General features: G+C 47.3%; 6 protein-coding genes. 4 read left to right on the forward strand and 2 right to left on the reverse strand.

The window, feature by feature from the left end:
* Positions 1-241 precede the first annotated feature (241 nt).
* The 4 genes from B9Y59_RS03260 (at position 242) to B9Y59_RS03275 (ending at position 11,628) form a co-directional block, all read left to right on the forward strand.
* On the forward strand, positions 242-7,597 hold the full coding sequence (locus B9Y59_RS03260; RefSeq protein ID WP_158088932.1) for an Ig-like domain-containing protein: 7,356 nt from the start codon (positions 242-244) through the stop codon (positions 7,595-7,597).
* 839 nt (positions 7,598-8,436) lie between these two features.
* Entirely contained in the window at positions 8,437-8,859 is a 423-nt protein-coding gene (locus B9Y59_RS03265; protein ID WP_054323868.1) for a MarR family winged helix-turn-helix transcriptional regulator, read from the forward strand.
* Positions 8,860-9,001: 142 nt separating this feature from the next.
* Positions 9,002-9,844 (forward strand): DegV family protein, encoded by an 843-nt coding sequence (locus B9Y59_RS03270; RefSeq protein ID WP_158088933.1) that lies wholly within the window; start codon positions 9,002-9,004, stop codon positions 9,842-9,844.
* A gap of 428 nt (positions 9,845-10,272) precedes the next feature.
* The gene (locus B9Y59_RS03275; RefSeq protein ID WP_054323866.1) at positions 10,273-11,628 is read left to right on the forward strand and encodes a sodium-dependent transporter; all 1,356 of its coding nucleotides are present in this window, start codon (positions 10,273-10,275) and stop codon (positions 11,626-11,628) included.
* Between the two features lie 399 nt (positions 11,629-12,027).
* Here B9Y59_RS03275 and B9Y59_RS03280 read toward each other — a convergent pair whose 3' ends face one another.
* The gene (locus B9Y59_RS03280; protein WP_085531774.1) at positions 12,028-13,770 is read right to left on the reverse strand and encodes an ABC transporter ATP-binding protein; all 1,743 of its coding nucleotides are present in this window, start codon (positions 13,768-13,770) and stop codon (positions 12,028-12,030) included.
* Between the two features lie 155 nt (positions 13,771-13,925).
* Positions 13,926-14,441, reverse strand: coding sequence for a peptidylprolyl isomerase (locus tag B9Y59_RS03285; RefSeq protein ID WP_054323865.1), 516 nt, complete (start codon positions 14,439-14,441; stop codon positions 13,926-13,928).
* Between the last annotated feature and the right edge of the window lie 81 nt (positions 14,442-14,522).

Consider the following 14,522-nt stretch of genomic DNA (forward strand, 5'->3'; position numbering starts at 1 on the left):
ACAGGATTGTGTATCAAGTCTTGTAGTTCAAAGGAAAAGATGCTAGTATATACAATATCTTAGGGGAAACATTGCCAATCATTATGCACAACCGCAAATTTTTATCCGTTGAGATGCTATTGGGAGGTTGGGATGGAAGTACCCTGTTTGAGATGTGAGAAGGAGGAGATGTTTCAAAAAGAAATTTGGAAAGAGTAAACATGAAGAAGAGAAATGTTTGGAAAAGGAGGTTTGTACACAAGTGAAACAGAGAAAAAGGTTTCTGGCACTGCTTCTGGCAGGAGCAATTGCCACCGGCAGTTTTACCGGTGCGCTGGCTTTTACAGAGGAGCAGGTGAAGGACAGCACTACCGAGGCGGTCAATCGTTTAGAGGATACCGCAGAACTTGACCGGCAGATTTTGTTTGTGGATGATTGGAAGTTCTATTTGGGGGACCCATCCGGGGCCGAGGAGAAAAACTTTGATGATTCCAGCTGGCGTAACGTGACCTTACCGCACGACTGGAGCATTGAATTAGATTTTACCAATGGCGCTACAACATCGGAGATCGGCCATTTGGCCGGTGGCATCGGTTGGTATCGAAAGACATTTACCCTTCCCCCAGAGATGGAAGGAAAGCGGATCACCGTCGACTTTGGCGGTGTCTATATGGATAGCTATACCTACGTAAACGGGGAATTGGTTTCCCGCCATCCCTACGGTTACACGCCGTTCTCCTATGACATCACGGACCTGGTGGTCTGTGATGGAGAGACCGAGAATGTGATTGCGGTACAGGCAGAAAATAAAATTGACAGCATGGCAGGTACAACCAGTCGTTGGTATTCCGGCAGCGGTATTTATCGCGACGTTTATTTGACGGTTACAGAGCCGGTACACGTAGCACGTTATGGTACAAAGATTACGACGCCGGATCTGGAAGAGGAATATACTTCCGATGAAGACGTTACCGTCAATGTGGCGACACAGGTACAGAACGATTCCGAGGAGGAGACGGCCGTTACCGTTCGTACCTCTATGGTGGGGTATGACGACGACAGTGTTCTGATCGATCCAGTGGAGTCGGAACCCGTGACGGTTGCGGCTGGCGAGACAGAGACGGTGGAGCAGGTCCTTTCTGCTGCGAATCCGGCTTTGTGGTCGCCGGAAGACCCGAACCTATATAATCTGGTCACCGAAATTCTGGTGGATGGCGTTGTAACAGACCGCTATGAGAGCCGTTTCGGTTTCCGTTGGACAGAGTTCACGGTCAATGATGGATTCTATCTCAACGGTGAGTGGATGAAGCTTCAGGGTATGTGCATGCACCATGACCAGGGCGCATTAGGTGCGGTGTCGAATTACCGCGCGGTTCAGCGCCAGATGGAAATCCTCAAAGGGATGGGCGTCAATGCCATCCGTGTCACACACAACCCAGCGTCGGACGAGCTGTTGCAGGTATGTGACGAACTAGGATTGATGGTGATTGACGAGGCATTTGACTCATGGTATCAGGGCAAAAAAAATTATGATTATGGCAAACGCTTTTTTGAAGTGGAAGCGACCGATCCAACAGCCAAGCCTGGCCAGACATGGGCAGAGTTTGACCTCAAGACCATGGTGAACCGTGGAAAGAATTTCCCGTCCATTATTATGTGGTCCCTAGGAAATGAGATTTATGCAGCGAATGATTCCAGAGGACCGGCTACTGCTCAAAAGCTGTACGATTGGACCAAGGAGATTGATGACACCCGCCCCTGCACGATGGGCGAAGATAAATTCCGCACAGGAAATACATCCGACACCACCTCCAACTATGTAAAAGTTGCAGAAAAAATGGATGTAGTCGGTATGAACTATGTTGATAACAATTGGACCCGGTATGACGCACTTCGTGAAACACACCCCGACTGGATTATATACGGTGCGGAGAATTCTTCTGCGACCAAGAGCCGTGGAATCTATGCGCACCCAGACAGCGAAGGAACAGGGGATGCGGGCAGCCATCCGGACTATCAGCAGTCCTCTTATGACAACGATCATGTGGGCTGGGGCAGCACCGCGACACAAAGTTTGGTGATTGATCGGGATCGAAAATGGCTTCTTGGCGAGTTTGTCTGGACCGGCTTCGACTATATCGGCGAGCCGACTCCGTGGAACCAAAATGCGACAGCGCCGCCAAAGAATTCATATTTCGGCATTGTTGACACAGCGGGCTTTGCAAAAGATGCGTATTATCTATATGAGAGCCAGTGGACGTCTGTAGAGGACAATCCGATGGTCCACATCCTGCCGCACTGGAATTGGGAGGATGCGGAACTTCGCTCTCAGGTGACCGTAAACGGAAAGATTCCAGTTCGCATTTATTCCAACGCACGCTCGGTCGAACTGTTTAAAGATGGGGAATCCCTCGGAAAACAGACTTTTAACACGATCACTCCATACCAGGATGAAAAGGGCGAAGACGTTGTTTACCAAGTCAATCCGGATGATGAGAACAAGCTCTATCTGGAGTGGCGTATTCCGTATGAGCCCGGCACATTGAAGGCAGTTGCTTATGACGAAAATGATGAAGTGGTTGCTGAAGATGTCGTGACGACAGCGGGAGATCCGGCAGCGATTTCGCTTTCTGCGGACCGGCAGGTCATTGAGTCCGACGGACGGGATCTCTCCTATATCACTGTGGATGTTTTGGATGCGGATGGCAACTTTGTGCCGACAGCGGACAACCAGATGTATTTTGACATCACCGGCGACGGCAAGATTGTTGGCGTAGACAACGGCAATGCGCCGAGCTGGGAACGCTACAAGGACTATGACGGCGTTTGGAAGCGCAAAGCCTTTAGTGGAAAAGCACTGGTAATCGTTCAGTCCACTAAAGAAAACGGCTCCTTTACCTTGACGGCTACTGGAGACGGGCTTTCCAGTGATTCCATCACCTGCTATACAACGGAAAATGCAGGCGAAGGTCATGAGATCCTAGGATATGACAATCCTGGAACAGTTGTGACGAATGTCAATGAACAGCCGAATCTTCCGGAAACCGTTATGGCCATCTACAGCGACGGCAGTAAAGAAGAAGTCCCAGTGGAATGGGATGAAATCTCCGAAGATCAGTTGGCACAACCTGGGACCTTTACGGTACGCGGCGTTGTGGACGGTACGGAGATTGAAATTACAGTCGTTGTAAAGAGCATTCTTGGTATCCGTGATACCCGGATGGTTGCACAGACCGGCATCATTCCGACGCTTCCGGAGACTGTCAAAGTCGTATACAACGACGGCACGGAACAGAACGCAGCAGTTACATGGGAAAAAATTACCGAGGAAGAGGTTGCCCAGGAAGGCACGTTCACAAAACTCGGAACCGTAGAAGGCGTTCCAGAGGAGATGAAAGCGACGGCTTATATCCGTGTGGGCGAGCGCACGCTTCTCGGCTCCAATGTAGCAGTTCGCGAAGCCGGGGAAACCTATCCAAAGGCCAATGCTTCGTATAATGTAGGAACCGGTCATAACAAGTCCGACAGTATCAACGACGGCGTAATCGCCTTTAATCCCTCTTGGAACAACTGGGAAAATGGCGGTGTCGCTCAAGAAGATTCTTGGGTAAGCATCGAATTTGAGGAAGCATATACCACGAGCAAGATTGGTGTACACTTCTTTACAGACGGCGATACGAAAGAACCAAGAGAGCTACTGGTTGAATACAGCAACGATGGAAGCGAATGGACTGCTGTAGAAAATCAGAGCAAAACAACGGGCTTCAATGTGGCTCAAGGCGATGTGAATACCGAATATCCCATCACCTTTGACGCAGTCGAGGCCAAGTATATTCGCCTTAAGATGAAGGGACAGGTGCGCAATGCCACGACCTTCAGACCGGTGGGTATTTCGGAATTTAAGGTTTATGCGGATATTACGACTGCGCCGCAGCCAAGCAGCAATGCCACTCTGACCTCTTTGCGGTTGAATGGTGAGGAGATAGAAGGTTTTGATCCTTCTACATATTCCTATACATATGTCCTTGGTTACAACGATGAGATTCCAGAAATCACAGCCATTCCAGCTACAAATGCTTCAGCATTTGTCGTTCCGCCTTTGACGAGCGATGGTTCCGCGTCTATTATTGTATCTGCAGAAGATGGTACAACGAACCGCTATACCATCCAGTTCCAACGCAGCGACGCAACGTTGGACCATGTAGTGCTTTCCGCAGAAAAGACCGAACTGGTGGAAAATGAGCTGGTTCCGTTTACCCTGACCGCTACAATGGAGGACGGCACGGAACTGACCAGCGGCAGTTACACAGTAGCCTATAAGGTTACTGCAACAGATGCAGAACAGAAGGGCTGGGTCAAATTCAATAACAATGGACAAATTGAGGCGCATACAGCCGGTACCGTTGAGGCCGTGGCAGAAGTGACTTATCGCGGGAAAACCGTTGCTTCGGAACCATTGTCTTTGACGATTGCAGCAGCAACCGAACCGATTGTCGTACAGTTCTATGATAAGGTTTCGGTTACAACCAAGCTGAACACCGCACCGGTGCTTCCGGAAAAGGTGACCGCTTATGTAGCGAACAGCTTTGCACGCGAACTGTCTGTACAGTGGGATTCGATCGACCCTGCTAAGTATGCGACATACGGAGAGTTTACGGTGGAAGGTACGGTGGAAGGCCAGGAACTCAAGCCAACAGCGACGGTTCTTGTCAAAGACGCGATTGCCGTACAGCAGATCTCCGCAGTTACTCCGTACAGCAATACGCCTACCTTGCCAGAAACGGTTACCGTTTATAACAGCGATGGAACTACGAATACAGAGGTTCCGGTTACCTGGGAACCGATGTCCGTAGAAGATTTTCAGGTAGACGAGGGGACGATTGTTCCGGTTAACGGTACAGTCAACCTGGATGGGACAGAGCTGCCGGTGGTTGCAAATGTACGTGTCACGAGCCAAGATGTGGCTACCAGCAAAAACTATGCGGAGCTTCAGAATGGGTATGAACTTCCATTTGCAATTGCCTCCTATACGAATGACGTTCCCGAATCCACAGACCGAGTGGAGAAGTTGAACGATGGGAAGATCTCCTTTGCAACTTCGGACGCACAAGGCAAAAATATCTGGTGCGATTGGAAGCGCAATGCGGGCGGCACTGAAAACTGGATTGCTGTCATCATCGGCAACAGCGGCGCGGTTGTGAACCGTTTTGTAGACACCGTAAAGGTTGGCTTCTACGACGAAGGCGCATCGGGCGGCACACAGAAACCCTCGGATTACCGCATCGAATACTACACAGGTCCCATGGATTTCGAATTGCCGGAAGCGCCGACAACCGCTCTGGGTCCGAACAACCCGCGCGGCCATGTTCGCGACATGGTCGACAGCCCGCTTAACGACGACAACAATTGGAAGGAAGTTTCCTATGTGGGCGGAAAGCCTGCGGTCAAGACCGGTGAGATGATGGAAATTACCTTTGATCCGGTGGAAACTTGCATGTTGCGCGTCTATATGACCCCGACAGGAAATGCTTGCTTGGGCGTGACCGAGTTACAGTATTTTGGTAAAAATGCAATTGCAAAGACAGATTTTGCTGTAAATGCCATTAAGGTCGGCGGCGAATTGCTTGCAGATTTCGATGCTTCCAAGATGGATTATACAGTGGAACTCTCTTCTGCTACCGTTCCTACGGTTACAGCGGAGGCGACCAATAATGCATCGGTTACCGTTGTTCCAGCCATAGATGCAAACGGCACCGCAAAGGTAATTATTGCACCGGAAGATGGCAGTGTTGCGAATACAAAGACCTATACCATTCAATTCCATAGCGAATCCACTGGCGATACCTATCCGGTGGAAATTGCACCGGTGGATGGAGCAACCGTTACCTCTGATCTGCAAAACGCACAAGAGGGTCAAACCGTTACAGTGAATATTGCAGATATCGCGGAGGGCAAGCAGTTCCATTCGATCGCAGTTGCTGATGCAAATGGCAATCCGATTGAAACAACAGAGGTAGTAGCTGGTGCACAGTATACCTTTACAATGCCCGCCTCTGCGGTGACCGTTACAGTGGTTTTGGAGGACAATAATCCCGATCAAGAGCACCTGCTGACGGTTACGTATTCCGGTAAGGACGTTTCTCTGTGGGTAGACGGCGTTCAGCAGAATTTTGCGGATAGAGTCAACCGGTATAGCGTTCATTTGAAGAAGGGTGAAGAAATCGCCCTGACGTTCAAACCGCGCAATGACGGAAGAGAGTTCCGCCAGATTCTTTGCAACAATGAGGAGCAGTCCATACGGAACACATCCGAATATCTGTATGTTGATACGATGGGCGGCATGGATACGACATTGGAATTTGTATTCGATGTAGTATATAAAGGACTGTTGAAACAGACCATTGACGCGGCGCAAAAGGAAGTCGACGAAGGCAATACAGAAGGTTTGCTCCCTGTGGTTCAAGAGGCCTTTGAGACGCGCTTCCAGCATGCAAAGGATATCTATGCCAATAAGCAAGCAACACAGACGCAGATCGATGCAGCTCAGATGGACCTCATGCTGGTCTTGCACTTCTTGGACTTCAAGTCCGGAGATAAGGATTATCTGAAATATCTGATCGATACAGCGGACGCAATCGACCGCAATCAGTTTATAGAAGCTGGTCAAGCAGACTTTGAAGAGAAGCTTGAGAAGGCAAAAGAAGTCTATGCGGACGAAGACGCCCTTAAGAATGAAATCGATGATGCAGCGCAGGCGCTCCTTGAGGCGATGCTGGCACTCGAACACAAGGCAGATCTGACGCTTCTGAATGTCGTAATTGAAAAGGCGTTGGATGTGCTGGATGACCTGAATGCGGGTTATTATATCCCGAACGAAGAGGCCAATGAGGCGTTTAAGATTTCTTTGGCAACAGCGCAGTCCCTGACAGAAGAGAGTGGTCAAAAGACGGTTGACGATGCAGCTTTGGATCTTTCGAATAAGATGGCAGCCCTCCGTTTGAAAGCGGATAAGACGGCATTGGAAGAACTCCTGAAAGAGATGAAAGGCGTTGATCCGTCCGACTATACGCCGGAGAGTTACGCACCCTTTGCCGCAGTGATGAAGCGGGCAGAGTTGATGTTTAACGATCCGATGTTGAGTGTTGACGATGAGCCGGAAATTCAGAGCACGGTCAATGAAGCAAGGGCTCTGTATACCAAGCTTGTCCGAAATCATTCGGGTGGCAATTCCAGCGGTAGTTCGTCTGGTGGAAGCCATTCCAGCAATTCCGGAAACACTTCTGGGATGGGTACATCCGTTGTGACGACCAATCCAATCATCACAGCTGCACAGAACGTCCAGACACAGATCTATGTTGTCTCCGACACGACATTGCCATTTGCTGTGAAGAGAGGTAGCGCGTATTGCTTCAAGATGACCGTTGTCGGCAGCATGACAGCCATGCCGAGCTTCACAGTCGGCAATGGCGAAGTGCTGAAGACGCAGTATGTCGCAAAAGTCGGCAACGATTATTACTTCCGTGTGTGGGCGATCGGCGCTCCGGGCAGCAGTACGGGTGTGTACACCACTCTGCCAGGACAGAATCCGCAACTGCACTGTGTGGTAACCGTAAAATAAGGGCCGTTTCTTCAGCCAATTTTTTGCCAATGGTTGTAAAAAAGAAAACTAAAATTGTGCTGTTGTAAATAGACCTGGTTAAAAGCAAATGAAAAGGGTGCTCTGAATCTCGATTCTTTCATCGGGTTCAGGGCGCCCTTATTGTTTAGGGCACCCGATAAAGCCGATGGAGGCTTCCCGTAAAAAAGCTTTCAATTTGAGCATCGAACCATGCGAGCTGCTAACAACAATCTTTCGATGATAGAAGATTGCCGCTGGAACGGTGACCGCCCGTTTGCGGGCTGTAGGGCAAGTAATATGAGCGGAATAAAGTCCCGCACGTCTTGAGACGCTTGCCGGTAATAGAGGGTGTCCCAAAACTACGAATTTTTCGATTCATAGGAAAGGGGTATCCTCTTTCTGTTTGGAAAAACATCTGAATTCCTAAAAAAAACGGGGGCTCCTTCCGTCATTTCATGACTTTTGGGGCACCCTCTTTTTATGCTTCCGGCTTAGCCAATAGGTTTGACTTTATTTGATTTTTTCTATAAGGACAAGGAAATTCTTCCATAAAAATCCTGTATTCGATGTGCAGCGAGCAGAAGACTTCCCCGAATGAAACGGTTATCATTCGCGTCTTGAGTAGAAAGGATGAAATCAAAAAGGCGTAAAATCCAGGAAAAGAACCATGGGTTTTTGTAGCTTGTCGCCAAGCTTATGATACTTCTATTGACAAACCAATGATCTATGGTAAAATATTACTTAAAATTTTTTAATTATATGCGATCAGGATGGTATCTTGTAGGTTTGCAGGAAACATCGTTGCACTTTTACGATGGATGTCCATGAGGAGGATCGCCATGTTGGAAAAAACCTTTAATGAGATCTATATGAAATTTAAACTGAATTTTTATAAAAATATTTTCCGCACGGTGAGTGAATGCAATAACCGGTTGAGCGCGACAGAGGCTTTTTCAGTCGAGGTGATCTATGCGATGCAGGGGCCTACGATTCGAGAATTTGCCGATTTTGTCAACATCTCGCAACCAAACGCTACGTATAAAATCAATTCTTTGGTGAAAAAAGGGTATATCAATAAGGTCAATTCGGCATCAGATAAACGGGAATACCATTTAGAGGTCACACAAAAATTCTTGGATTATTATCGCGTGAACGACTGCTATATCCAAGAGGTTATGGAGAAGATTCGTAAACGTTTTTCTCCAGAAGAAGTCAAACAGTTTGAGCATGTTTTGCAGATTATGTCCGATGAACTGATGTAGAATCACAAAGGATTGTATTTTGGGAATCCCAAGCGGAAAGGTCTATTATCATTTCGATCTTTCGGCTTTTATGTGGATAAATCGTTTCTCTAAAAGATGGATGAATCTTTTAGGAGGATTATTAAAAAGGTGGGTATTTATTATGGCTATTCGAATTATTACGGACTCCACATCGGATATTTCGCAGGTACAGGGCGAAAAGATGGGGATCACCATTGTCCCACTCAAGGTTGTATTTGAGGATGGGGAATATTTGGACGGTGTCACCCTCACGCCGGATGAATTCTATCAGAAACTGACTGTATGCAACGAACTTCCCCATACAAGCCAGCCGGCTCCGGAGGCCTTTTTGAAGTATTTTAAAGAGGCTAAGGAAGCGGGGGATGAAGTCATTGTTGTGCCAATCTCCAGCAAGTTGAGCGGTACTGTACAAAGTGCTGCTGTGGCCAAAGAACAGTGCGACGCGGATAACGTGTTTATTGTGGATAGCTTGAATGCGACCATAGGCTTGCATCTGTTGATTGATATAGCGGTTTCTATGAAGGAAGAAGGAAAATCCGCAAAGGAGATTGTAGAGGCGCTTGAGGCTGCAAAGGAGCGGGTTTGCCTGCATATTGCGGCAGATACGCTGGAATATTTAAAAAAAGGTGGCCGTTTGACCAAAACGGCGGCGTTTGCAGGGACACTGATGGGAATTAAACCATTGATCGGGTTGGAAGACGGCGTGGTCGCAGTACAGGGCAAACCGCGCGGCATGCAGCGCGCTTTGGAGGATATGATCGGCCTGATCGACAAGAACGGCGGTGTAGATACAAGTTATCCTGTCTATTTGGGATATGCGGGCGATCAGGAGACATTGGCTCCCTTTCAAAAATTTATTCAGGAAAAACTTCCTCATGTCCGTCTTTGCACCAGCCCGGTGGGCAGCGTGATCGGAACCCATACCGGACCGGGGGCGCATTTTATTGCATATCTGAAAAAGTAAAAGGACATAAAAAAGCCTACATGAAAATCCATGGGTTTTCATGTAGGCTTTTTTACATGCTCTATCTAAGAATGTGGCAAGTTTTTTCGATCAGATTGCAAAAGGGACCAGATGAAAGGTTTGGGAGTCTGTTCGTTTATTTCATCAAAACTTTGTTGTGCGAGGGACAAACGCGACAGAGGGACAGGCAAAAGGAAGAGAGGGGTTCCTACTATGCCCGGAATGGAGTGAAAAACGGCTATTTCTCTATATAAAATGCTTATTGATTTTCGAAATGAAAACGAAAAATAAATCTGAACAAAATAAAGGACAAAATAGTATATTATTTTACCTTTCTTGTTGAAAATTTGTACAGAGTATGGCATAATAAAATCCTACGCACTTCCGATCGCTAGACAAGGAAGTAAATTGAAATAGGAGGGTATTTTGTGGAAAAGAATAGGAGCAGCTTTTCCGGGAGGATTGGCTTTGTATTGGCGGCAGCGGGGTCCGCTGTTGGCTTGGGAAATATCTGGCGGTTTCCATATTTGGCAGCAAAATATGGCGGAGGAATTTTCCTCTTGATTTATGTGATTTTGGCGGTTACCTTTGGATTTTCGTTGATGATCGCTGAAATTGCATTGGGGCGAAAGACAGGATTGAGTGCGGTTGGAGCATATCGGGCTTTAAACAAAAAATACTCATTTATTGGGAATTTAACCTCTTTGGTGCCGATGATTATTCTGCCGTATTATTGCGTGATCGGCGGATGGGTAATCAAATACTTTGCAGCATTTTTAAGCGGCCAGGGGACTGCCGCCGCGGGGGATACCTATTTTTCGAGTTTTACAGCGCAGACCGCACAGCCGATTGTTTGGTTCCTCATTTATGTGGCTGCTACGGCGGTTGTTGTGCTACTCGGCGTTGAAAAAGGTGTCGAGAAGGTCAGCAAAATTCTGATGCCGATCTTGGTGGTCCTGTCCATCGTCGTTTGTGTGTACACCATTTGTATGCCCGGAGCGATGGAGGGTGTCAAGTATTATCTCCTTCCGGATTTCAGCAAATTCTCTTCAACGACAGTGCTTGCAGCATTGGGGCAGTTGTTCTATTCTATGTCGCTGGCCATGGGCATTATGATTACCTATGGTTCTTACATGAAAAAGGACGCAGATCTGGAAAAATCGGTAGGCCAAATTGAGCTTTTCGATACAGGAATTGCCTTTATGGCAGGCTTGATGATTGTCCCGGCTGTTTTCGTATTCTCGGGTGGGGATCAGGCACAGTTGAGCGCTGGCCCTAGCTTGATGTTCATTACACTTCCCAAGGTATTCAACAGTATGCCGATGGGGGGCGTGATCGGTTCAGCGTTCTTCTTGTTGGTGCTGTTTGCAGCTCTGACCTCTTCCATCTCCCTGATGGAAACGGTCGTCTCGATTTTGCAGGATAAGTTCCACTGGAATCGCCGCATGACCTGCCTGATTGTGTTTATCGGCATGGTGCTCATTGGAATTCCGTCTTCCCTTGGATTTGGCGCTTGGGATTTCATCAAGCCGTTGGGTATGTCCATCTTGGATTTCTTCGACTTTATCAGCAACAGTGTTCTGATGCCGATTGTGGCGTTCCTGACTTGCATCTTTGTTGGATATGTAATCAAAACCAAGGTGGTTGTGGACGAGGTGAAAATTTCTTCCAAGTTCAAGAGAGAAAAGCTATTCAATGTGATGATTAAATATGTAGCCCCCATTTTTATCGTGGCGATTTTGGTCAGTTCGGTACTGAATGCGTTTGGAATCATCACGATTTGAGGAATTGCTCGTATAAAGGCTTGCGTTCTACGATCTATTCCGATCCGGTCGAAGCGTTTGTTTGCTGGTGATGTTTCGATCATGCAGTCGTGCAAACATTGGATAAACCTGATAAAGCGCCCTACATGGCAGTTATATAGCTGCCATGTAGGGCGCTTTTCTGATAGAATATCGATAGAGATCAAAACTGTTTGTAGGCCCATCTCCGAGTCTTACATCCTAACCGCAGGGAATACCAATAAGAAAAGAGGGTGCCCCCAAACTACGAGTCTTTGGATTCATAGGAAAGGGGCACCCTCTTTCTGTTTGGAAAAATATCTGCGTTTCTAAAAAAGGGAGGGTATCCTTCCATCATTTCAGGATTTTTGGGACACCCTCCCTTTTTAAGGATACTAGATGTTATTTATCTTCCAAACCTTCAAACTGCATATTATAGTATTTTGCGTAAAGGCCGCCTTTAGCGAGAAGGGTTTTATGGTTGCCGCGCTCTTGAATCCCATCGTCGTCTAAAACTAAAATTTCGTCGGCGTTGCGGATTGTAGAAAGGCGATGGGCGATGACAATGGTGGTGCGGTCTTTTGCAAGCTTTTCCAAGCTTTTTTGGATGTGTTGCTCGCTTTCATTGTCGAGGGCAGAAGTCGCTTCATCCAGAATCAATATTTTTGGATTCTTTAAAAATACCCGCGCGATGGAAAGGCGTTGTTTTTGTCCACCGGAAAGACGCGTTCCGCGCTCTCCGACATCGGTATCGTAACCATCCGGAAGGCTGGTGATAAACTCATGGATGTTGGCATTTTTAGCGGCTTGTATAATTTCTTCCATGCTTGCATTTGGTTTTCCGTAAGCGATATTATCCCGAATGGTTCCTCCAAACATATAGACGTCCTGCTGGACAATCCCGATGGCACTTCGCAAACTCTTCAAAGTCAGGCTGCGCACATCTTTGCCGTCGATTGATACAGATCCCCCTGTCACGTCGTAGAAACGGGGCAAAAGGGAACAAAGCGTGGTTTTTCCTCCACCGGATGGCCCGACTAAAGCAACGGTTTCCCCTGCACGGATATGAATGTCAACGTGATTCAGCACATTGCCGGAATCATCGTAGCGGAAAGAGACATTCTGATAATCGATTTCCCCATGTACATGTGCAAGCTCTTGTGCGTCCGGTGCGTCAATGATTTCTGGTTGTGTTTCCACAACCTCTAAGAAACGCTTGAATCCAGAATATCCCTTTTGGAACATCTCTGTGAATTCGATGAGCACGTCGATCGGATTGATAAAAATATTGATGTACAGAGCGTAAACGGCTAAATCTGTCACCAATATATCGCCTCGCGCAACAAAAAAGCCGCCGGAAACAAGCACTGTAGTAAACAAAATCCCCTGGAATAGGTTATTTCCTGCGTGGTAACTACCCATTCGGCGGTAATTCCGCTCTTTGGAATCCAAGAATTGAAGATTGCTCTTTTCAAATTTTTGCCGCTCCAAATCCTCATTGGCAAAGGACTTCACCACGCGAATACCAGCCAAACTATCCTGTACACGTGCGTTGACACCGGCGATTTTCCGGCGGTTATCCATAAACACTGCACGCATTTTTTTATTTTGGTCGATGCAAAATAGCAGCATGATGAGTGTAACCGCAGCCAAAATCAAGGTCATAGGCACATTGATCCAGAGTAGCAGCGCAAAGGACCCAACAATCTTTAATAAGGAAATAAAGATATTCTCTGGACCGTGGTGAGCCAGTTCCGAAATATCGAATAAGTCGGATACCAGCTTGCTCATCATTTCGCCCGTATTGTTGCGGTCGTAGTATGAGAACGACAGGCGCTGAAAGTGGTCGAATAGATCCTGCCGCATATCGCTTTCCATCCGGGCGCCCATCACATGCCCTTGGTAGGTGATATAATACCGCCCTAAAAAGCGAAGAATGTACATCGCCAGCAGGCCGCCTGCCATCCAGGGAAGAATCCGATAGATGGCCTGCGCGCCATGGGTAAAAAGATCTCTTGTAGCCCAATTCAAAATCTGAGGAAACGCCAGGTCGACAACGCTGACGATCAGTGCGCAGAACATGTCCATCCAAAAGACAAATCGATAGGGTTTATAATATTTGACAAATTTTTTAAATACAGGCATAGAACCTCCTTGGTACACAACGAAAATGGTGTAGATGAGGTAGACACAGAAAAATACGGCTTAAAAGGGAAACATATCCTAAATCCTACATGGATTCAGGATATGTTTTTGTCTACAATCCATTTGCAACGATTCAGAAAGTGAAAATTTTGCTTTTAGAGCTTTTCTGGCTCTGGGTAGACCTCCCCAAAGGTTTCAACTGTGATCGACTGGATGGTCTGTTCCTCGTAAGGGCGGTCGCTGTAGTCCCGGCTGACGCTGACGATGCGGTCTGCTTCCTCCATACCGGAGATCACCTTGCCGAACGCTGCGTATTGCCCATCCAAATGCGGAGCATCCTCCACCATAATGAAAAATTGCGAGCCGGCAGAATTGGGATTCATGGCCCGCGCCATCGAGAGGACTCCACGTGTATGCTTCAAAGGATTCGGGAATCCATTTCCAGAAAATTCGCCTTTGATGCTATATCCAGGACCACCCATGCCGGTTCCTTGCGGATCACCGCCTTGGATCATAAACCCAGGGATGACGCGGTGAAAAATGGTACCATTGTAAAATCCCCTGCCAGCGAGGGAAAGAAAATTATTTACGGTATTTGGAGCTATTTCTGGGTAGAGTTCTGCCTGGATGGCACCTTCATTCGTTTTGATTGTAATGATCGGATTTTTCATATACACCTATCTCCTTCCATTGACCATTTGTACGATTGCGTTTTATTTCATTATACCGTGCTTCTTCAGAATCATCAAGGC

It is taken from the genome of Anaeromassilibacillus sp. Marseille-P3371, assembly GCF_900169665.1.
GTDB lineage: Bacteria > Bacillota > Clostridia > Oscillospirales > Acutalibacteraceae > Anaeromassilibacillus.